This is a genomic window from Nitrospira sp. Vd2 (assembly GCF_979581665.1).
The window spans coordinates 36,689-58,194 of the sequence record NZ_CEFZSK010000017.1 but is presented as its reverse complement, the minus strand read 5'-3'; the positions used below and the strand labels follow the sequence as shown (position 1 = coordinate 58,194).

Here is a 21,506-nt window from a genome sequence, read left to right as displayed (position 1 = left end):
GATTGGCTATTCCACCTAATGAAAAGAAGCCTTGGCCCAAGAATTATCAATCACCAATCCGATTGCCATTTCCCGAAATTGTCGTTCACGTAAATCGTCGGGATGCCGCGCGCCTTCATCCGCTGCTTGAGTGTCTGGATCCGCCGCGCCGCCTCGAACGCCGCCGGCACCATCGCCTCCGCGCCCGGGAAGGCAAAGTCGCTGATCATGTCGATGATCAGGAGCGCGGTGTGGGCCTTGTCCGGGACGTTGCCATGCAAGTCCCCGTCGGCATCGGTCGGCATGGTTATGCTGCGCCTCTTGGCCGGTGCACGCGCTCGGCGACCATTTTCAAATCAGCGACCAGTCGCTTGTATTCCGCCTCCTGTTGCGCGCGTTCCGGATGGCGGAGGATGGATGAGGGGTGGACCGTGACAAAGATCTCCCTTCCCGAGGGGGACCGAAGGAAGCGGCCGCGCGTCTCATTCAATCTGACGGCTTTTCCGAGCATCGATTGGGCGGCCGTGACGCCGAGGCAGACGACGACGGCCGGTTTTACGACATCGAGTTCCGCGAGCAACCACGGCCGACAGGCCGCGACTTCCGCCGCCGAGGGCCGCTTGTGCTTGCGCCGTTTGCCTTGCGGCTCCCATTTGAAGTGTTTGACTGCGTTGGTCACGTAGACCTCGGTTCGCGCAATTCCCGCTTCCGTGAACGCTTTATCGAGTATGCGGCCGGCAGGCCCGACGAAGGGATGGCCCGCCACGTCTTCCTGATCGCCCGGTTGCTCGCCGACGAACACGACCTGCGCGTGAGCGGCCCCTTCGCCGAACACCGTTTGGGTCGCGCGCTCGTACAGATCGCAGCCGGTGCAGTCCTTGGCGGCATTGCGCAGCGCCGCCAGGGTTGGGTGCACGGGGATGAAATCGGCCGCTGAGCGGTCCGGATGATTGCGTTGTGCCATCGTGATCGCCGCGAAGACCTACTTGGGGATGATGGAAATGCCGCCGTTGACTTCGAGGACCGCGTACTTGATCTGTTCCATGCGCTCCAAGCCGTGGAGCATCCTCGCGGAGGCGAGCATGTCTTCTTCATCGACCCGTGATCGCTTCATCCGGTCCTTGAGCGGGTGGCCGTGGTCCACCAGCACCATCGGCCGGCCGTCGAGCCAATGCTCCAGCCGGGGCCACCGGGCTTTTGCAAGCGACAGCAGAATGTCGAGCCCGACCAACGTCACCACCACCAGCATGCCATTGATGATCGAGTAATCATTTCCGATCATCGCGTTTTGCGTCGCCTCGCTGATGATGAGCAGCAGGACGAAGTCGAAGGGGGTCAACTCCGCGAGCGTCCGTCGCCCGGCGATGCGGAACACGATCAGCAGGATGACGAACACCATCGTCGCGCGAAGAACGGATTCCATACAAGCCTCGCCGTTGAGTGCGCTTACGGATAGCTGAACTGCTGCACGGCAAAGAGCGCGGTGCCTGGTACGCCGATGTTCCCCGTCAGTGTGCCCACCGTATTCGGCTTGAAATCGAAGATCACCGTCGCGGCGGCACCCGGCCTCCCGGGATGGAAGTGAAAGATCACGCCGTCGGGCTGCGCGTCGACCGTCTCAGGATGGGGCGTCACCTGGGTGATCGCGATCCGATCCAGGTATCCTTGGCTGACGAAAATGCCGATGGGATCGCCGGCCTTTACGGGGATGTGGAGGCGAAGACGGCTGACGGAGTCATATCGGACGAAGCGGTCATAGTCGATCGACGCGTCGCCTTCCGGCGTGGCCCGTGTGACGCGGCTGATCGGGCCGTTTCCAAAGAAACCGGTGAGTCCGAGGAGGACGATGACCGCCATGCCGATCCAGCCCGCGCGTTGGAACGTCCAGAGCCTCCTCTGCGTGTCCATGTCGGTGCCGATCAACGCATCACAGTCTCGTCCATCGAGCGGCATGGCGGTGCGTATCCTGTTGTGACTGTACTCTCGTGTCGCGTACAGCGCCGATAGGAGATCAACCCCGGAGCCCGGTCGGCTGATGAGTAAGGTCCTTATCGGGCGCATGTCTACAGCAGGAGCGCCTGAGGGGCCGCGCCATCAGCGGGCTGTGACGCGCTAAGCGGTGGGATTCAAATCGAAGTACTGAAGCGTCGGAGGGCGGTCCTGCTCGGCAGCGACGGGCGGCGCGCCGAGATCGTACAACTCGTGCAGGGTCACCGTGACGACTGAAAACTGCTGCTCCACGAGACCGTGGAGCAGATAGGCGCGATTCGACGCGAGGCGATGACAGAAACGTCGATAGGCGTCGGGGAAGATCGTCACGTCGTAGAGTGCCGTGAGGTCCTCGAAGGTCGCGAACTCCATCGGATGGCCGTCCTTGGTCTCGGCGAATTTCTCGGTGATCAACCAGCCGAGCAGGGCCACACGCCGTCCGATGTACCGAGGTAGATCACGGCCGTCGACGATTCCGCGCCGGGCCCGGTCCGTATACAACTCGAGCGGATGGCACCGGAGGACGAAGCCGAGCGTCTCGATCTCGTCCGCGAGTTGCTGTTCACGCGAATAGTCCTCGGGAACGGGCAGGGCCGTTGTCGATTGCGGCCCCGCATAGAGTCGCCACAGCAGGGCGGGCCGCGTGAGATCGCCTGCGATCGAGTCGCAGCAGCCGGCCTTCACCAACATGCGCGCTTCCGCGCGGTCCGGCTTGACGCGATCGAGAAAGTCGTGAAACGAGCGGAAGGGCCCGCCGGCATCCCGTGTTTCGGTCAGGCGGTCGACGGTGGTCCGGCGCAGTGACGTGACCTGCATCAAGCCGACGCGGATCGTGCGGCCCGCGCCGGTGTATGCCCGGTCGCTCGCGTTGACGTCCGGCGGCAGAATCGTGAGCCCCATGCGCCGGGCCTCCGACAGATAGGCGAAGGTCGAGTAAAAGCCGCCTTCATTGCTGATCACCGAGGCGAGAAACTCGGCCGGGTAGTGTGCGCGGAGATAGGCGCACTTGAACGACACCTGCGCATAGCTCGCCGAATGCGGCTTACAGAAGCTGTAGCCGGCGAAACTCATGATCATGTCCCAGATGCGCGCGATCGTCGCCGGCACCACCCCGTTCTTCGCCGCCCCGCGACAAAACTGGGCATGGTAATCGCGAAGCTGCCGCTCCTTGTGCTTCTTGCTCAGCACCTTGCGGAGTTGGTCGGCGTCCTCGAGCGAAAAATCGGCGAGCGCCATCGCGACCTTCGTCACGTCTTCTTGATACACCATGATGCCGTGAGTCTCCTCGAGGATCGACTCGACCAGCGGGTGAAGGGGCCGATACGGCTCGCCGTGCGCGCGGCGGATGAAGTCATCGACGAAATGGTTGGTGGCCGGCCGCACGAGCGAGGAGACCATCACGAGGTATTCGAAGACGTCGGCGGCCGCCCGTTGCTCGGCCGGCATGCCGTCCCACAATTTTTTGAGCAGCAAGCGGGTGGCGGGTGATTCGATGTAGAAGCAGCCGATGGTCTCGCCGCGGCGGATCAGGTCGCACGTGGCCGGGTCGTGGAGCGGGTCCCAGGCGGCGTAGTCGATGCGCCGGCCGGTGTTCTGCTCGATGGCGGCGAGTGCGTCGCGGATCACGGCGAGCGAGCGGTTCCCCAGCAGGTCGATTTTGACGAGGCCCGCTTCCTCCGTCTGGTCCTTTTCCCATTGAATGACCGGCACGCCTTTCGCCGCGACTTCGACGGGCACGTACCGACGGAGCTCCTCCGGCACGATCACAATGCCGCCGCAGTGCACCGAGAGGTGGCGCAGGTGCCCTTGCACCGACACGGCCGCGGTCAGGATGTCCGCCCACGGGGCGTCGAGGCGCAGGTCGGTCGCGAGGCGGGCGGCCCATTGCGCCGCCGTCGCTTGTCGCTCGAACCAGAGAAAATCCTTCCGCCGCATGACGAGTGCGGAGACGCGGCCGATATGCTCGGCCGGAAGCCCGTACACTTTGGCGACCTCGCGAATCGCCGCACGGAGGCCCAGTGTGTTGTGGTTGGCAACCATCGCAGCCCGCTCGCCCCCGTACTGCTTGAAGACCCGTTTGATGAGCGCATCGCGCTCGTCCCAGGGAAAATCAATGTCGATATCCGGCGGATCCTTCCGGCCGGGGTTCAAGAAGCGCTCGAAAAACAAATGATGACGAAGCGGATCGACGTGGGTGATCTCCAGGCAGTAGGAGACGATCGAGGCGGCCACCGACCCGCGGCCGCACGTTCGCGGCGCTTGCCGGACGATCTCCTCGACGATCAAAAAATAATGGGCGAACGATTTGTCGCGGATCACGTGCAATTCGCATTCGAGACGATCGCGGACGGCTCGAGTCACCGTGCCGTATCGCCGCCTCGCTCCTTCATAGGCCTTCTCCCGCAACACGAAAAACGCGTCGTGATCGGAGAGCCGGCGAAACGTGGGAAAGATCGTCTCGCCGAATCGCCAGTCGGTGCGGCACGCTTCCGCGATTCGGATGGTGTTGTCAAGCGCCTCCGGGATATGAGGGAACGCGCGCTCGAGTCGCGCGCGCGGCATGAGCCAGTGCGTGGGTGCGCAGGAGGCCTCGGGTGAGAGGCGCGACAAGGTCGTGTTGAGCGCGATGGCGCGCAGGAGGCGATGAACGGTGAATTCTTGCGGGTGAATGAAGTGCACGCGGTTCGTGGCGACCGGCGGGAGGCTGAGCCCGCGGGCGCACGCCACCGCGCGGTGCATCTCCGATCCGGGTGTCAGTTCGACATAGAGGTCTTCCTTCGAGTGCTGCATCCAGCTCGCGAGCGCTCGCTCGTCGTCGGTCAGCACGATCAAGCCGTCGCGGAAGCGTGCGACGGCGTCGATCGGATCAAAGGCCGGATCGGTGTGCCGCGCGGACAACAACCGGCAGAGATTCGCATAGCCGTCCAAGGTTTTGACGAGCAGAAGCGCGCGATGTGTGTCCGTCGTGAGTTCCGCGCCGAGGATCGGATTCAACTCATACTGACGCGCAAGCTCGAGAAACCGGATGGCTCCGTACAGGCCGTTCGTATCGGTGAGTGCAAGCGTCCTCCCGCCTTGGGCGCGGATCGCGGCACACAGCGACTCGATCGTCGAGACCCCGCGCATCGGCGAATACTCCGAATGAACGTGCAGGTGGGTGAATGAGGCCATCGCATCACGGTCGGTGACGGCGGGCTCGAGGTGGCGGGCAGGCCGATGATCGTGCCCAGCGGATCGCGCGTTCGCCGAATCGAGAGTGAAGGTGGTCGAGTGCCTGTGCCAATCGTTGCCGGCGATCTTGTCCGGCGGTGACGTCATGATCCTCGAACAGCGAGAGCTGGCGGTCCGGTCGTGCATCGATGGGGACGAGCGCCTCGGCGGCGAGCGTGATTTGGTGAACCGCAACGCGGCGCCGGCATGCCCGTTCCCACAACGCGGTCGCCTGACCATACAGCTCGGATTCCCAGGCACTCGGCGGGGCGACCGTCTGACGCTTCCGCACTTCCATCTGATCGGCGTATCGAAGCATCAGCCGCAAGCGACCGCATCCGCAACTTCGCGCTCGCAACACCCTACAGATTCGGTCGATCAAGCCATACACGCTGTCCCGAAGCCGATGCGCATCGACCTCTACGGGCATGAGCGTGACAGACTCTTCGACCGACGGCTGCTTGAGGAGAGGAAGCACCGGCGAACGATCGATGCCGTGCGACCATTCGTGCAGGACGACGGCCGTACGCCCAAGGACCAATTCGAGGTGGGGGAGGGGAACGGCGGCGATGGCTCCGAGTGTGCGAAGGTTGAGATCGGTCAGTAATTCGCGCGTGTGCGGCGAGAGTGCTTCGAGACAGCGATCGAGGGCCGTCACCGGTAACGGATCGAGGAATGCCTGTTCCTCACCGGGCCGGACTTCGCAGAGGTGGGAAGGGCCGATGATCCCCGCGGCGGCGTGTGAGACGAGCTTGTTCGTGCTGAGACCGACGACTGCGGGTAAGCCATGGTCGCGTTGGATTTCGCGTTCGATCCGCGCCGCCGTGTCGATCGACGGCCCGAGGAGCCGCTGCGTGCCGGTCAAGTCCAGGAAGACATGACCGGGGTGAACCGGCTCCCAGACCGGGGCAAATCGTCGAACAACGGCTTGGACCATTTCCTGAGCGGTCGCGATCCGGTCGGGCGGAGGCGTGACGAGACGAAGTGACGGGCAGAGCCGCCGGGCCAAGTCGATCGGCATGCGGGGACGAACGCCGTCCGCCGAGGCTTCCTCGGAGACCACCCGAAGCCGTGTCGGTGCGTCTGGGGAGATAATCCCGATTGGACGATGGCGAAGCGAGGGATCATATCGCCGCAAGACGGCGATTGTGAACGACGGGATTTCCAGGGAGGCGATCGATCGCATGTATCCAATGGTTACATGCGAATGCATGGGGTGTCAATAGTTGAAAAGATCGTATGAGCAAACACATTGCTCAATATCTTCAATTGAAGCTCGATATTTAATCGCCCTGACGCTGAGGTGTTCAGAGGCGCGCCTTAGCCGCTTTCCCTCTCGTTCCTCCATGTTTCATTCGCGATGGGCGTACGACTTCTGCCCTATTGGCCGGGACGCCACGCCTGTTATCTTTTAGCAACACATCTCGCTGTCAGCCGAGGAGGTGTCTGTGAAGGAAAGCGTCGCCGAAGGCCTACGACAGCTTTGGAAGCACCTGGGTGATTTGCCCTGCCCCCACCGTGATGTGGAGCAGGAGGTCGGGTTTGCCGGGACCTTGACCGGCTACACGGTCTGCCGCTCGTGCGGGTTTCAATCAAAAACGAAAGGGAAGGTCTGACGATCATGGAAAAACGTGAAGGTGACGTCGCAAGCCGGACGGAGACCCTGCCACAGCAGCGGACGATTCTCTTGGTTGATGATCACCCGTCCATTCGATTGATCCTGGCCAACGGTCTGCGCGCGAACGGATGGCACATTCTTCTTGCGGCCAACGGGACGGATGCCCTGCATCTGTGTCGCACCTATGGCGGTCAGATCGATCTGTTGATCAGCGACGTGGGGTTAGTGCCGGAGGAAGTGGCCCGGCGAGGCGGTGACGTGAAAGGCGTTGCGAACGGCCTTGAGCTCGTCCGTGAGTTGGTCGCTCTCCGCCCTTCGCTCCGCACCTTGTTGATCTCGGGGTATTCTGACGAGCGGCTGCAAAGACTGGGAGCCTACCAATATGGGTGCCAAATTCTCCGGAAGCCCTTCGATCTGAAAACGCTTCTCGCCCGGGCTGCGGAAGCCGTGACCTCTCCATCGTCCAGCCTGTCTTAAAACGTCACCGCGCCTCTCTTCTTCGATGATTGCCTAGGCCTTCATCCGGCGGCTCACACCCACCGGCCTTCCACCATCCCCAACTCGGTATCTGAAACGCAATGACGACTGACAGACGAAGCGCCACGTTGGGGTGTAGGCTCGTGATTATTTTTTCGAAGGAGGAATGCATGAGCCGGTTCCTACAAGCGACGGCCTTCTGCTCCTTGATTGCTGCGTGTGCCTTTTCCACACCGAGCTTCGCCGCGGAACCGAGCGGCGGCGGGCGCAGCGGTGCGGGAGAGCGGCAGGCGTTTCAACAGCAGCGGTCGGATAAGACCCAGCAGGGTCAAGAATTGGTCAATCAACAATCGATGTCGCCGCAGACGAACACGGGCGCCGATCTCACCGGTGGCCGGGACAGCCATCTCGGTCCACATGACGAAGCGCCGAAGGCGAGCAAACAAGGAAAGACGGGGAAGACCGGAGGCGGTCAGTAGCGGTCACGCCTTGGTCCTCCTCTTCGAGGGCCAAGGCGTCCTTCACTTGTTTCGCAAGCTCATTCTCTCCTTCAGTACGCAATTCCTTTCGTCTTGTTCTCGTCACTTCGGCTGTGTTAGCGATTAGCCTTCACGGATCGGGGGCGTGATGGCACAACGGACAATCATTGCCGTCGTTGGGGCAACGGGCATGCAGGGTGGAGGACTCGTCCGTGCGATTCTCGCGGACAAGAGCGGCCGGTTCAGCGTGCGCGCCTTGACACGGGACGTGAACTCTACCAAGGCGAAGGAACTGGCGTCGTCGGGTGTCGAAATCGTTGCGGCGAACCTCGATGATCGTGCAACCATCAAAAAAGCGTTTGCAGGAGCGGGCGGGGCCTTTTGCGTGACCAATTACTGGGAGCATTTTTCTCCCGAACGTGAGTTGGCGCAGGCGAACGCAATGGCCGAGGCTGCGAAGGAGACCGGCGTGTCTCACGTGATCTGGTCAACGCTGGAGGACACCCGACGGTGGGTGCCACTCGCGGACACTCGGATGCCGACGCTGATGGGCAAATACAAGGTCCCGCATTTCGACGCGAAGGGCGAAGCGGATCAGTTCTTCAGGCAGCTCAGCGTCCCAACCACGTTTTTGCTCACGTCGTTCTATTGGGAGAATTTCATCTACTTCGGGATGGGTCCGAAGAAAGGAGCGGATGGCAAGCTCACCATCACCTTGCCGATGGACGATAAGAAGTTGCCCGGCATCGCGGTGGAGGATATCGGGAAATGCGCGTTCGGCATTTTTAAACAGGGGAACGACTATGTCGGAAAGACCGTGGGGATCGCCGGCGAACAGTTGACCAGCGCTGAAATGGCCGCAAAGCTCAGCCACGCACTCGGTCAAGAGGTCCGGTACCACGCCGTGACGCCTGAGGTGTATCGCACCTTCGGCTTTCCCGGTGCCGACGATCTCGGCAACATGTTTCAGTTCAAACGCGATTTTCAGGAGATCTTTTGTGGCGCGCGCGATCCGAAGATCGCCCGCAGGCTCAATCCAGAGTTGCAAGACTTCGACACGTGGCTGGCACGGAACAAGACTCGGATCCCACTGACGTAAACCAGCCTCCTGAGGGCGGCCGGCAAGTTCACGACCTCCTTCCCTTTGGAGTTTTGTTGGGACACGTGTTGAAGAGCCCGCTGCAGAGCCCCGGGCATAGAGACAGGAGGTGAGTGATGTGGTCGTTAGCCGTTATCTTTCTTGTATCGGTCGTCTCCTCCGGCTTCGCAGCAGAGTTTCATCTCACGAGTCCGACGATCAAGGACAAAGGCACTATCGGGAACGAGCAGGTCTTCAACGGATTCGGCTGTAAGGGCGGGAACGTCTCGCCCGAGCTCCATTGGGAGCACGCGCCCAAGGATACGAAAAGCTTCGCGGTGACCGTCTACGATCCCGACGCGCCGAGCGGAAGCGGCTGGTGGCACTGGGTGATCTTCAACATCCCGCCTGGCGTCCACACATTGCCGGCCGGGGCCGGCAAGCCGGACAGCAGCGCGACTCCGCCCGGGAGTATTCAGAGCATGACCGATTTCGGCCAACCCGGGTACGGCGGACCGTGTCCACCTCCGGGCGACAAGCCGCACCGGTACATCTTTACCGTCTACGCCTTGAAGGTCGATCAGCTTCCGCTCAAGCAAGAGGCGTCGGGCGCGATGGTGGGCTTTTATCTCAATCAGAACGCATTAGCCAAAGGGACGCTGACTGCGACCTATGGTCGATAACAGCGCCATCACAGTTCCTTCGACCACATGGCAAAGAACCCGTGGCCTCCTTCCGTGATGTGACCGCCAGGGTCGCGGAAGATGCCAAAGTTGTAGCTATAGTTCAGTTCGATCTGTGAGCGCCACGGCGCGCCGCTGATCACCCCGCCGCTGATCGCCGGCAGTGCGTCCATTTGAAAGCGGATCTCACCATCCGGGCCGAACCGCGGACGGTCCACGACCCCAAACGTCCCACGGATGTACGGATACAGGAAAAACAGGGCCTCGTATCGGTACTGGACATTGGCAATGTAGTAGCGGCGCGGGAATAATTCGTTGAAGGCCACCGCCGGCATCAACGGGAGCGAAAGGGCCTCCCACTCATAGCCGGTGGGACGGCCGGGCAGGCGAAACGCTGAAAAGCGGTCCAGGTTCCTGCCCGTTGCGACATACCCCGTCGCAATGACCCGGTGGCGCTCGCTCGCGACAAACGGCACGCCTCCCGCCGCCACGGCATAAGCGCTGGCAGCCAGGTAGTCCTTTTCCTTGTGCACGTCCGGAGATGGGAAGGCCACGCCGCCCCACGGTTCCCAATGGGACCGATGGGCGTAGATCAGGTCGCCTCCGAACGCGTAGCCGCGGTGCGGCAATTCCATCACGTTCCGCTCCAACGTATCCACGCGAAGGCGCAGGTGTGCCCGCCCTTCATACGTATCCGACGGGACGATGAAATTGGGCGAAGTCCCGCGGGTGCGCTGGAACCATCGGTATCCGGGTTCGTAGGTCAGGGTAATTTCCGCGGCGTTGTCCTGATGCCAAGGCGCGAGCAGTCGCCGATAACCGAGACCCAAACCGGCATACACATAGTTCCACTCCACTTCGACCGGTTCGATCCGCTGCCCCTCGACGTATTCCGACCGGCCGAGCGGGATGATCATATTGTCGAACGTGAAGACGAGCTCCAGGCCTTTCAACTCGTGGGAGCCGATGTTGTAATTGATATCGTTCACGGCCGCCGCAATCGTCGCGCGTAGGCGGTGATGGCCGTCGTCCCAGTTTCGCCACAGATACAGCGACCCGAAGGGCAGGACTTCCAAAAACGTCGGGCCGTTGGGAATCCACATGACGCCGAAGTTCACCGCCGTGACCTGCCGTCGGTCTCGGCCAGGCACGAACACGGGTTCGCCGAAGACTTCGGTATGAAATGCTTCGCCGGCCACGGGGGTGCGCGGTTCTTCCCCGGAGACTGGTGATGCGAAGAGAAGAGACGTGAAGAGGAAAAGGAGGCACTGCACGTGGCGGTTGGGAACGCTGTGATGACCCAGTCGTGACACCGTCGTGGGATGGATCGTGCAGCGTCAAGCCCGCCCGCCATAAGTGGACCATCGGAGAAGAAATGTGTAAGGGAATGCCCGTTGTCCGAGTGGCGACAAGGGAGAGAAGATGTGCGACTCCGTTGGACGCCGTCTTTGGCGCGACAGGAACCGCGCGGTGAACAACCATCTACCGTGGCGCGCCAGACCTACCAACGGGTCATGGCGGCCGAGCCCCGGAAGCGGCGTCGCTCCGCGACTCTATTTCTTGAATGTCGCCGTTGGCCACAACTCTGGCGCGTCCCGGCCCGCAGGTGGTTCACCGCGCGGTTCCTGTCGCGCCAAAACGAGGATGTTGCCTTCTCGATCGGCCCCCGTTAGAATCCGCCCGGCTTTCTCTTCGTCATCATCTATACTTCTTACGGAATGGCCATAAGACCGTCTTAGCCTCATCCGTCGCATTGGCGAACCCATGATCCTTGGCTTCGTCATCCTCTACCTCCTCGTCTCGGTCGGGATTGGTTTGTACGCGGCAACCCGCGTCCACACCACAAAGGACTTCGCGGTTGCGGGGCGGTGCCTGCCGTTGCCCGTCGTGACCGCGACGGTCTTCGCCACGTGGTTCGGTGCCGAGACGGTGCTCGGCATCTCGGCGACGTTCGTAAAGGACGGGCTCCGAGGCGTCGTCGCGGATCCGTTCGGCTCGAGCCTCTGTTTGATCCTCGCGGGGCTGTTGTTCGCCAGCCGCTTCTACCGGCTGAATCTCCTGACGATCGGCGACTACTATCGCCTGCGCTACAACCGAACGGTTGAAGTCCTCTGTACGCTGTGCATCGTCATCTCGTACTTGGGCTGGGTTTCCGCGCAGATCAAGGCGCTGGGGCTCGTCTTCTCGATGGTCACCGATGGTGCGGTCAGCCAACCGTTGGGCATGGTGTTGGGCGCGGCGATCGTTCTCACGTATACGACCTTGGGCGGGATGTTCTCGGTTGCGATTCTCGATTTCGTACAGATCACGGTCATCATGAGCGGGATGATCTACATCGCGTCGGTCATCAGCGGGCTCACGGGCGGAATCGGCGTGGTGCTTCACCATGCGGCCGAGGCGGGCAAGCTCGACTTCTTCCCGAATGGTGGCACCCGGGCCTGGATTCCGTTCATCGGCGCCTGGCTCACCATGATGTTGGGCTCCATCCCACAGCAGGATGTCTTCCAACGGATCACCTCCGCCAAGGACGAACGCACGGCCATACGGGGCTCGGTGCTCGGCGGCAGTCTCTACTTCCTCTTCGCGTTCGTGCCGATGTTTCTGGCGTATTCCGCCATGCTGGTCGATCCCTCGAAATTCACGGGCTTGCTTCAGCAAGATTCGCAGCTCATCTTACCGACCCTGATTCTGCACTACACACCGATCCCCGCGCAGATCATCTTTTTCGGAGCCGTGCTCTCCGCGATCATGAGTTGCTCCTCGGCGACGTTGTTGGCGCCCTCGGTGGCGTTCAGTGAAAACATCATAAAGAGTATGTTTCCCCAGATGTCCGATCGACTGTTCTTGCGTACGATGCGCACCGTCATGGTCGGCTTCACCTGTATCGTGCTGGCTTTTGCGTTGAACACGAATGCCAGCATCTTCAAGATGGTCGAGAACTCGTATAAGATCACGCTCGTCGCCGCCTTTGTCCCGCTGGCGGCCGGCTTGTATTGGAAACGCGCGAGCATCCAAGGTGCCGTGTTGGCGATCGGGGGCGGACTCACGACGTGGATCACGCTCGAACTGCTTGTGCCGCAAGATTCCGTCTGGCCGCCTCAGCTCGTCGGGTTCCTTGTTGCCGGAGCCGGCATGCTCATCGGCTCATTGATGCCAAACTGGCAGGGCCGGCCCGTGCTCGACGAGCGGTTTCCTTCTTCCTTGCCTCCCGCGCCCCAGCCCATGCGCGTGACCACGAGTGCGGAGTAAGTCCCTCCTCGAAGACCATCTGTCGTTGTCGCGGCATTCGACCGAGCCCTACAATTCCGTTCTGGTTGTCCGATAGCGAGAACGATCTAAGCCGCGACAGACTGGCGTCAGACTTGCCTGTGAAAGATCATGAGCGTCACGATGCCGGCGATCGCCGACACCACGCGGTTTCATGCGGTTCTGTTCGACCTCGACGGTGTCATTACGAAGACCGCGGCGGTCCATGCCGCGGCGTGGAAGCGGTTGTTCGATGATTTCTTGTCTCGCTGCAGGAGCGAGCTCCCCATCGACTGCCGGCCCTTCGATATCGAAGAGGACTATCGCGTGTACGTCGACGGCAAGCCGCGGTACGACGGCGTGAAGAGCTTCTTGGAGTCGCGCGGGATTTCCTTGCCGTGGGGAACACCCGCCGATGAGCCCCATCGCGAGACGGTCTGTGGCTTGGGCAACAAGAAGGATCAGTACTTCGAAACGGCACTCCGCGAGGTCGGGGTCGAAGTCTATCCAAGCACGGTCCGCTACCTCCGACTGGTGAAGGAGCTCGGAATGAAGACGGCGGTCGTCTCCTCGAGCCGTCACTGCGCGGATATTCTTGAGACGGCCGGCTTGCTGTCGCTCTTCGATGCCCGCGTCGATGGCGTGGAGATCGACCGACTGCATCTCGCCGGCAAACCGGCGCCCGATACCTTTCTGGAAGCGGCGCGGCGGCTGGATGTATCGCCGCTGCGCGCCATCGTGATTGAAGATGCACAGGCAGGGGTCGCGGCCGGCCGCGCCGGTGGCTTCGGCCTTGTCGTTGGCCTTGATCGCCGCCGACAGGCGGACGCGCTACGTCAACACGGGGCCGACATCGTTGTTGAAGACCTTGCGGAATTGCTACCGAGCCAAGCCGCCTAGCAGCGGTCGCAGGTGGCCCGGCCGGTCACCATCACAGCCTGAAGGATTATGATCCATCACCCACGCTTCCGTCCCGCTCCGCACATCTATCCACCGGACGAGTGGAACGTCGTCGAGAAGCAATACATGCCAAGTCTGCTCGAGCAGGGCGAGACGATGTTCGCGCTCGGCAACGGCTACCTCGGCATGCGGGGGTGCTTCGAGGAAGGAGGGCCCATCGGGCAGAACGGCACCTTCATCAATGGGTTTTATGAAGCCTGGCCGATCCTCTATCCGGAAGAGGCGTATGGATTGGCGCAAACCGGCCAGACCATCGTCAATGTGACGGATACGAAAATCGTCAAGCTCTACGTCGATGACGAGCCCTTTTGGCTGGCGCATGCCCATGTCCTGCGTTTCGACCGCCGATTGAACATGAAGTCCGGCACGCTGGACCGTGAGATTTTGTGGGAAACGCCGGGCGGCAAGCACGTGCTGATCAAGTCACGGCGGCTCATCTCGTTCGAGCATCGTCACTTGGCCGCGATCTTCTATCAGGTCACGGTGCTGAATGCCGCCGCTCCGGTCGTCATTTCATCGGAGATGATCGCGAACGAGCCGGCGCCGCAACGCAACAGTCACGATCCAAGGCAGGCCAAGTATTTCCATGGGAAGGTGCTGCACCCACGGATGAGTTACGCGAAGGGCCAACGCATCGTGCTGTGCCATGCCACGGAGAAGAGCCGAATGATCCTCTCCTGTGCAATCGACCACGTGCTGGAGACGCCGTGCAGTTCGAACTGGGAAACGCACCACACCGAAGATGCGGGGCAGGTGGTCGTCAGCGTCGATGCCGAGCCCGGCCGCCCGATTACGCTGATCAAGTACATGGCCTATCATACGAGCCACACGGCGCCGCCCCAGGAAATGTGCGCAAGGGTCGAGCGCACCATCGACCGCGGTGTCGCGGACGGCTTTGCAAGCCTCCTGAACAGTCAGGAGCAGTACATGCAGGAGTTTTGGCAGAAGAGCGACATTCAGGTGACCGTGGACCCTCACCATGTGCGCGCGTCACAGGCCGCCGTGCAACAGGCGATTCGCTTCAATCTCTTTCACGTCTTGCAAGCCTCCGCGCGCGCCGAAAACACCGGCGTTCCGGCCAAAGGCCTGACCGGGCAGGCCTATGAGGGGCATTATTTTTGGGACACGGAGATTTACGTCCTTCCGTTCCTCATCTACACGCGGCCGCGCGCGGCGAAAAATCTCCTTCGGTTCCGATACGGCATGCTGGACCATGCACGTGCACGCGCACGGCAGTTGAACCATCCGGGTGCCATGTACCCCTGGCGAACGATCAACGGCGAAGAAGCGTCGGCGTATTTTGCGGCAGGGACCGCGCAGTATCACATCAACGCGGACATCATGTACGCGTTGAACAAATACGTACAGGCCACCGGCGACGAGGAGTTCCTGTTCCACGAGGGCGTCGAGGTGCTGGTCGAGACCGCCCGCCTGTGGTGCAACCTCGGCTTCTACTCGCCACGCCGAGGCGGTCAGTTCTGCATCCACGGGGTCACGGGCCCGGACGAATACAATACGGTGGTCGACAACAACGCCTATACGAATTTGATGGCGCGCGAACATTTCCGCTATGCGGCGGCCACGGTGGAACGTTTGCGAGATCGTGATCCCGAGCGCTTCGCCGCGCTGGTGCACGATACGGGCTTGGATTTCCGGGAAGTCGAAGCCTGGAAGCGGGCGGCGGACCACATGTACATTCCGTATGACAAGGAGTTGGGCATCACGCCGCAGGACGATCAATTCCTAGAGCAAGAGCCGTGGGATTTCGAGCATACCCCGTCCGACAAATACCCGCTGCTGCTCTTCTACCATCCGCTGACCATCTACCGGCATCAAGTGATCAAGCAGGCCGACGTGGTGCTGGCCATGTTCCTGCTCGGGCATCAGTTCTCGCCCGAGCTGAAGAAGCGCAATTTCGAGTTTTACGATCCGCTCACGACGAACGATTCGTCGCTGTCGCCGTGCATCCAAAGCATCATTGCGACGGAAGTCGGGGATATGGCCAAGGCGTTGGAGTACGCCCGCGTCGCGACGCTCATGGATCTCGGCGATGTCGCCGGCAACGTCAAAGACGGTTGCCACATCGCGTCGATGGGCGGCGTGTGGATGATTTTCGTCTATGGCTTTGCCGGCATGCGCGACGGAAACGGTGAGTTGACCTTCCGCCCGAAACTGCCACCCGGCTTGGACCGGCTGCGGTTCCGTTTGACGTACCGGTCTCAAGTGTTGGAAGTGGACGTGCGTCCGGCAACGACCACCTACACGCTGATCACGGGACCCGGCTTCACGATTCAGCATCAGCATGATCACGTGAATCTTTCGCCGGACGCTGCCAAGCAGGAACGGCCGAACGGACCGGCGGATGCCGGTGCGGTCCCACAGCCGCACCCCTCGATTGCCGTCTGAATCGGTCCGTGGTTTACCGCCCCGCGAGCACGCGCTCGAAGATGGCCGCGACGCTGTCAATGTCGGCGGCCGAGACGTCGAGATGAGTCACCGCCCGGAAGCTTCGCGGCCCGACGGCGTTAAGGAGTACGCCGGCCGCTTTTAAATCCCTCACGATCTCTCCCGCCGTACGCGTGCCGGCGACCTCGAAGATTACAATGTTGGTCTCGACATGCTCGGGGTTCACGGTGACACCTGGGAGTTTTTGGAGTGCCTGCGCGAGCCGCTTCGCGTTGGCATGATCATCCTTCAGGCGGCCGACGTTGTGTTCCAAGGCATAGATGCCAGCCGCCGCGAGAATCCCGGCCTGCCGCATCCCGCCACCGTACATTCGCCGCAATGGCCGGATGCGTTCGATGGTCCGCCGATGCGACACGATGACCGAGCCCACCGGCGCGCCTAAGCCCTTCGAGAGGCAAAACGATACCGTGTCGAAAGAGCGCGCGTACTCGGCAGCCGGCACGCCGGTCGCCACGACTGCATTGAACAGCCGCGCGCCGTCCAAATGCATGGGAACGCCGTGCCGATGCGCGACGGCGTGAATCTGCTGGATGACGTGAAGCGGGTAGATCGAGCCCCCGCCGCTGTTGTGCGTCTGCTCAAGACAGATCAACGCCGTCGACAGGCTGTAAGGATCCTTCGGGCGGATGGCCGCTTCAACCTGCGCCGGCGTCATGATGCCGCGCTCCGTCGTGACCCAGTGGAGCTGGACACCGGCGAGGGCCGCGGCCGCGCCATGCTCGTACCGAACGATGTGTGACCGGCCCTCGATGATCACTTCGTCGCCTGGTTTCGTCTGCGCCCGCACCGACAGTTGGTTCGCCATGATGCCGGTCGGCACGAAGAGGGCCGCTTCCTTGCCGAGCAGGGCCGCCGCCATGTCTTGGAGGCGGTTGACGGTTGGATCTTCGCCATAGACGTCGTCGCCGACCTCGGCACGCGCCATTGCTTCACGCATCGCCGGGGTGGGCCTCGTGACGGTGTCGCTCCGCAGATCGATCATCGAGTCAGCTCCCGCGCGTCCGCAAAGGCGTAGTGTTGCCAGCCGAGCGTCGGGTACACGGAGAAGATCGGCGTGTTGTACGGGACGACGGCGGTGTCAACGCCCGGCAGCAATTGGAGATGCATGTTCACGAAGTTGAAGCTGAGGCCGTCCTGCCAGGGTTGCCGTGACGAGGGCGCATACGCGTGGATCTTCTCGGTGGCGTAGGTCCGGGTGAGCAAGCCGGCCGCGCCTTCGAGGCCGTACTCGTGTAGGTCGGGCGCCCCTTGGATCAGCAGCGCCACCGCGTTGGCATCGAACCAGACTTTGAAATTGCAGACGACCTGCACATAGGGGCCAAGTGTCCCGGTGGCATCGAGGAAGGCGCGCGGGAGGCCGATCTCTTGAGGGACGTCGTCCGGCATGCGGCGCTCGATCTGTCCCAGCTCGCGCTCCTTCACTTCTGATACCGAGACGAACAGCAAGTGCGGGTCGTCCAACGCCACGTCGACGACCTGGTCGTCGTAATAGCTCACCAGCTTTCCGAGGTCGTACCGCAACGGAAACGAATAGCCCATCTTCGCGTACCAGATGCGAAGCCCCGCGTCCAACGGATCGTCGGGCCGCCGGCTGATCTTGAGATCGAACGGCAGCATGAGATGAAAGCCGCCGGTTCGGGCGCTCATGAACGGCGCGCACGCGCCCGCAAACTCTTTGTGGACGCTCGGGTTGTCGGACTCGAATTTGCGGTGCTGGCTGGGAAAATGTTGCGCGGTCTTCGCGTCCTTCGGCAGCTTGAACTTCTGTTGGTAGTACGCCGAGGCGCGCTTCTGCGCCGTCACGAGAAAATAGTCCGGCAGATCGGTCTCGACGACGATGCGGTGCTTCTCGGCCGGCGGCACGGCCGCCGTGCGTGGCGCGCGCATCGCTTCATTGTAGAGCTCCCATTCGGCCGACGTTTTTTGAATTTCATGGAGCAGTTGCCGTGCGAGGTCCGGATTGTCGTAGGACGTGCGCCGAAGGATGGCAGACGCTTTCTGCAGGCACTCGAGCTTGTGGTTGTAGCGCTTCGGCTCGTCGGCGAAGACCTCCGCCGTCGCCATGTACAGATTGAACTGCTCTTCCGGCGTGAGCCGAAGCCGCTCGAGGTCGTGCTCTTTCAAAAAGCTGAAGGCGAGCGGCCCGAACGATTCCTCCTTCCGGATACAGAGCGTGAGCAGGTAATTGTAGTAGGCGCGGGCGTCGTCCGGCGTCATAGCAGCCAAGGCATTCTAAGTGACCAAGGCGACGGGGAACAAGGGGATCACCGGTGTGTCCCCGCATCGCGGCGCAACGGGAGCGCGTTTTGACTGCTCGAAAAACCGCGTGCTATAGTCCAATTCCGCTCGTCGAGGGAAAACATGGTTGAAGTCCCGGTCAAGATCGTCGTCACCAATCTCCTGAAGAAGGCAAGAGAGGCCGTTCGTCCGATGGCTCGGCTCTCGACGACCGCCAAGAACCAGGTCTTGCGCACCGTCGCCGACTTGATCGGCGAGCATGAGGAGTCGTTGCTCGAGGCGAACGAGCAGGATGTCAAACAGGTCGGCAAGACGCTCGAAGGGGAGACGAACAAGGATCGGGTCAAAGAGGCCGTCGAGCGGGTCCGCATGGATGCGGATGACGTCAAGCAGTTGATCGAGACCTTGTACCGGATTGCCGAATTGCCCGACCCGGTTGGGGAAGTGACCGAGATGACGGTCCGCCCGAACGGGATGCAGGTCAGCCGCGTGCGGTCTCCCATCGGCGTCATCGGCGTCATCTCGGAATTTGGACCGTCCGTCATGACGGAAGTCGTCGCGCTGTGCCTGAAAGCCGGTAATGTGTGCGTCTACCGGAGCGGGGCCGAGTGGACGCAGACGACGGCAAAGCTTGCGGGCTGGTGGCGGCACGCGGCGGAGCAGTCGGGCCTTCCGATCGGCGGGATCACGTTCATCGAACGGCCCGAGAAGGAGGCGGCCGCGGAGTTGTTTCGTCAACCCAAAATGGTGGATGCCATCATTCCAAAAGGCAGCGCCGCGCTTAGGAAAGCCGTGCTGGAGCAGAGCCGCGTGCCCGTCCTCTGCCATGATGGCGGCGTCACGGTCGCCTACATCAATGCCGATACCGATCTGCCGCTCGCGCAAAACGTCGTCGTGAACGCGAAGGTGCAGGACGCCAAAGCGGCGAACGCGCTCGACACCCTGCTCGTCCATCAGAACACGGCCCGGCCGTTATTGCCGGCATTGGTGCGCCGGCTCCTCGATGAATTCCGGGTGGAAGTTCGCGGCTGTCCCAAAACCGTGGCCCTCATCGGCTCGCAATCCTTCAGCTCGTATAAGAACGTGAAGGAGGCCACCGAGGAAGACTGGTCTCAGCAGTTCCTTGCTGCCGATCTCGCGATCAAGGTCGTGACGGGCTTCGACGAGGCGTTGGAGCACATAGCCCGGTACGGTCCGGTGCAAACCGCGACGATCGTGACACGGGATTATGCGACGGCGATGCGGTTCACGCAGGAAGTCGATGCGTCGGCGGTCCTCGTGAATGCGTCGACCCGATTCCATGACGGCGAGCAGTTCGGCCTAGGTGGCGACGTGGGGTTGAGCACGGCCCGTCTTCATGCTCGCGGACCGATCGGACTTGCTCAGTTGACGTGTGAGAAATACGTCGTGCTCGGCACCGGGCAACTCCGCCAACCTCATCCCGTCCCCGTGACGTATGAGGACGCAATCATGCTGAAGCGGCCCTCGTAGTCATGACCCTCGTTTGTTCACTCAGCGCTCAGCACTCTATACTCAGCACTTCGATTTGATCCGTGTTCCGCACAGACCTCCAACAGGCGCTCGCCGGCCATCTCGCCTGGTGGGGACTGAAGCGTATCCATTCGGGCGCCGAATACGATCGCTGGCAACGCCAGGCGATTGCACCCTCCGATCTCACGACCCTGAACCGCCTCGTTCAAGAGCGCCGGTCCGCCCAGCCTCGGGAAGCCGACATCGCCTTCTATGACGCCTCGGCCAGCCCCCACATTCTTCCGGTCCTCTACAGTCAGCGTTACGACTATTACATGGCCGTCGGTCCCTTGATCGCCGAACGACTCCGACCGGCGGACCGCGTCTTGGACTTCGGGTGCGGTCCCGGCATTCTGACGACGTTCTATGCACGGTCGTTTCCGCAAACACAATTCGTCGGACTCGATCGCTCGCCTCGGTCGATCGCGATCGCGAAAGAGCGGGCTGCCCAGCTCGAGCTGAAGAATGTGGTCTTCGAATGTTCAGAGCTGGATGAACCGCCGGATCTGCATCGGTCCGATGTCGCGATCGCATCCCATGCGCTGTTGCAGTCGGAGCACGACCCGGGTCTGCCCAGCATTGGATGGTGGACCTTCGATCGCTCGGAGACGCGCAGCCTGCAGCGCCAGTTCGAGCAGCGTACCGGACTCGGATTCCGGCTGGACCGACTGGCGGCACGCTTGCTGCCGGAGGGTCGCTTGATCGTGTTTGAAAAAGTCCGGCAGCTTGGTCGGCGGGTGCCGTTTCAGCGGGCGCTCGCGGCTCGTGGATTCGCGCTGATCGAGCCGCCGCTCCCGATCCGGTACCTGAGCATCGATGAGCCGACCGAGGACGGACCGCTGCTCGTCGTGAGTCGCGCGACGACGCCGACCGGCATGGAATGGTACGAAGACCCAGAATGGATTAATGGCGACGATCTTCAGATTTGCCAGGGCAAGATAGGCGAGTCGGTTCTGGCCCGGTTGCCGGGGCGCACCCGGGATCATCACCTGACGCTTCGCGATGCACGCCATGGCATCGTGTCATTCGAGACCGGTCGCTGGGGCAGCTGTTTCGGGTATGTCTACGTCAAAGCCCGTGCCTCGTCGGGAGTCATTACGGGACATCGTGAGGCGGTCGCCCGGGTTGGAACGGACTCCTCGGTCGTGGAGTCGGTGCTGGCGAGAGCGGCACCCGCAGGGCCGTCCGGTGAGTTCGCTGCTCAGCCGCTCTACGAGAATCATTCGCCCTGGGCGCAACTGACGTGGTCATTGATGCCGGAACGCCGGGTGCTCAAGGAGGTCACGCGAGAGGGCCGGGAAGGCCGCCAGATGCACGTGGAGTTGGGGCAGAGTCAATCAATTCGGTATCTCTATTGTGCGAACACCTTCGATCAGCGGCAACTCGTGATCGTCGAAGCGGAACGAAGCAGCGTGCTGGAGCAGTATTACGAGGAGATCACGGCATCGGCGCCATCAAAATAGGCGGGATCATCACGACTGATGGGGCGACGGTCGCTTGACCTTGCCGTCGATCGCCACTTAGAATGCTCAAGCCGTCGATTCCTAAGGGAG

The 21,506-nt window shown here is 61.9% G+C and carries 19 protein-coding genes; 10 read left to right on the top strand and 9 right to left on the bottom strand.

What is annotated here, in order from left to right; all coding sequences use genetic code 11:
• Positions 1 to 50: 50 nt before the first annotated feature.
• The 6 genes from AC1U7K_RS08705 to AC1U7K_RS08680 form a co-directional block, all read right to left on the bottom strand.
• Entirely contained in the window at positions 51 to 284 is a 234-nt protein-coding gene (locus tag AC1U7K_RS08705) for an isochorismatase family protein (RefSeq protein ID WP_480250733.1), read from the bottom strand.
• A gap of 2 nt (positions 285 to 286) precedes the next feature.
• Complete coding sequence (locus AC1U7K_RS08700; protein ID WP_480250732.1) at positions 287 to 943, bottom strand: UdgX family uracil-DNA binding protein; 657 nt, start codon at positions 941 to 943, stop codon at positions 287 to 289.
• An 18-nt stretch (positions 944 to 961) separates the two neighbouring features.
• The gene (locus AC1U7K_RS08695; RefSeq protein ID WP_480250731.1) at positions 962 to 1,402 is read right to left on the bottom strand and encodes a DUF421 domain-containing protein; all 441 of its coding nucleotides are present in this window, start codon (positions 1,400 to 1,402) and stop codon (positions 962 to 964) included.
• Positions 1,403 to 1,425: 23 nt separating this feature from the next.
• Positions 1,426 to 1,932, bottom strand: coding sequence for a hypothetical protein (locus AC1U7K_RS08690; RefSeq protein ID WP_480250730.1), 507 nt, complete (start codon positions 1,930 to 1,932; stop codon positions 1,426 to 1,428).
• A 159-nt stretch (positions 1,933 to 2,091) separates the two neighbouring features.
• Positions 2,092 to 5,139, bottom strand: coding sequence for a DNA polymerase III subunit alpha (locus tag AC1U7K_RS08685; RefSeq protein ID WP_480250728.1), 3,048 nt, complete (start codon positions 5,137 to 5,139; stop codon positions 2,092 to 2,094).
• A 4-nt stretch (positions 5,140 to 5,143) separates the two neighbouring features.
• Complete coding sequence (locus AC1U7K_RS08680) at positions 5,144 to 6,391, bottom strand: DNA polymerase Y family protein (RefSeq protein WP_480250727.1); 1,248 nt, start codon at positions 6,389 to 6,391, stop codon at positions 5,144 to 5,146.
• A gap of 235 nt (positions 6,392 to 6,626) precedes the next feature.
• Here AC1U7K_RS08680 and AC1U7K_RS08675 point away from each other — a divergent pair, with 235 nt between their 5' ends.
• The 5 genes from AC1U7K_RS08675 to AC1U7K_RS08655 all read left to right on the top strand — a co-directional run bounded on the left by AC1U7K_RS08675 (position 6,627) and on the right by AC1U7K_RS08655 (position 9,513).
• Positions 6,627 to 6,794 (top strand): hypothetical protein, encoded by a 168-nt coding sequence (locus AC1U7K_RS08675; protein WP_480250725.1) that lies wholly within the window; start codon positions 6,627 to 6,629, stop codon positions 6,792 to 6,794.
• Positions 6,795 to 6,799: 5 nt separating this feature from the next.
• A complete protein-coding gene (locus tag AC1U7K_RS08670; protein WP_480250724.1) occupies positions 6,800 to 7,273 on the top strand; it encodes a response regulator in 474 nt (157 codons plus the stop codon).
• Positions 7,274 to 7,443: 170 nt separating this feature from the next.
• On the top strand, positions 7,444 to 7,752 hold the full coding sequence (locus AC1U7K_RS08665; RefSeq protein ID WP_480250723.1) for a hypothetical protein: 309 nt from the start codon (positions 7,444 to 7,446) through the stop codon (positions 7,750 to 7,752).
• Positions 7,753 to 7,900: 148 nt separating this feature from the next.
• Positions 7,901 to 8,851, top strand: a complete 951-nt coding sequence (locus AC1U7K_RS08660) for an NmrA/HSCARG family protein (RefSeq protein WP_480250721.1) — start codon at positions 7,901 to 7,903, stop codon at positions 8,849 to 8,851.
• A gap of 116 nt (positions 8,852 to 8,967) precedes the next feature.
• Positions 8,968 to 9,513, top strand: a complete 546-nt coding sequence (locus AC1U7K_RS08655) for a YbhB/YbcL family Raf kinase inhibitor-like protein (RefSeq protein ID WP_480250720.1) — start codon at positions 8,968 to 8,970, stop codon at positions 9,511 to 9,513.
• Positions 9,514 to 9,521: 8 nt separating this feature from the next.
• Here AC1U7K_RS08655 and AC1U7K_RS08650 read toward each other — a convergent pair whose 3' ends face one another.
• On the bottom strand, positions 9,522 to 10,712 hold the full coding sequence (locus AC1U7K_RS08650) for a hypothetical protein (protein WP_480250719.1): 1,191 nt from the start codon (positions 10,710 to 10,712) through the stop codon (positions 9,522 to 9,524).
• Positions 10,713 to 11,277: 565 nt separating this feature from the next.
• On the opposite strand from AC1U7K_RS08650, the gene AC1U7K_RS08645 reads away from it, so the two are divergent.
• From AC1U7K_RS08645 to AC1U7K_RS08635, 3 genes are all read left to right on the top strand, one after another.
• Positions 11,278 to 12,762 (top strand): high affinity choline transporter 1, encoded by a 1,485-nt coding sequence (locus AC1U7K_RS08645; protein WP_480250718.1) that lies wholly within the window; start codon positions 11,278 to 11,280, stop codon positions 12,760 to 12,762.
• Between the two features lie 129 nt (positions 12,763 to 12,891).
• Positions 12,892 to 13,659 carry a beta-phosphoglucomutase family hydrolase gene (locus tag AC1U7K_RS08640; RefSeq protein WP_480250717.1) on the top strand — a complete coding sequence of 256 codons (768 nt, stop codon included), beginning with the start codon at positions 12,892 to 12,894 and terminating at the stop codon, positions 13,657 to 13,659.
• A gap of 48 nt (positions 13,660 to 13,707) precedes the next feature.
• A complete protein-coding gene (locus AC1U7K_RS08635; RefSeq protein ID WP_480250716.1) occupies positions 13,708 to 16,125 on the top strand; it encodes a glycoside hydrolase family 65 protein in 2,418 nt (805 codons plus the stop codon).
• Between the two features lie 13 nt (positions 16,126 to 16,138).
• On the opposite strand, the gene ltaE is transcribed toward AC1U7K_RS08635, so the two are convergent.
• Both ltaE and AC1U7K_RS08625 read right to left on the bottom strand, forming a co-directional pair.
• Positions 16,139 to 17,167 (bottom strand): low-specificity L-threonine aldolase, encoded by a 1,029-nt coding sequence (gene ltaE, locus AC1U7K_RS08630; protein ID WP_480250715.1) that lies wholly within the window; start codon positions 17,165 to 17,167, stop codon positions 16,139 to 16,141.
• The gene (locus AC1U7K_RS08625; protein WP_480250714.1) at positions 17,164 to 18,402 is read right to left on the bottom strand and encodes a hypothetical protein; all 1,239 of its coding nucleotides are present in this window, start codon (positions 18,400 to 18,402) and stop codon (positions 17,164 to 17,166) included. Before AC1U7K_RS08625 ends, ltaE begins: the two co-directional genes overlap by 4 nt.
• A 144-nt stretch (positions 18,403 to 18,546) precedes the next feature.
• Here AC1U7K_RS08625 and AC1U7K_RS08620 point away from each other — a divergent pair, with 144 nt between their 5' ends.
• Both AC1U7K_RS08620 and AC1U7K_RS08615 read left to right on the top strand, forming a co-directional pair.
• Positions 18,547 to 19,914 (top strand): glutamate-5-semialdehyde dehydrogenase, encoded by a 1,368-nt coding sequence (locus AC1U7K_RS08620; protein WP_480250713.1) that lies wholly within the window; start codon positions 18,547 to 18,549, stop codon positions 19,912 to 19,914.
• 62 nt (positions 19,915 to 19,976) lie between these two features.
• The gene (locus AC1U7K_RS08615; protein WP_480250712.1) at positions 19,977 to 21,416 is read left to right on the top strand and encodes a class I SAM-dependent methyltransferase; all 1,440 of its coding nucleotides are present in this window, start codon (positions 19,977 to 19,979) and stop codon (positions 21,414 to 21,416) included.
• Positions 21,417 to 21,506 lie beyond the last annotated feature (90 nt).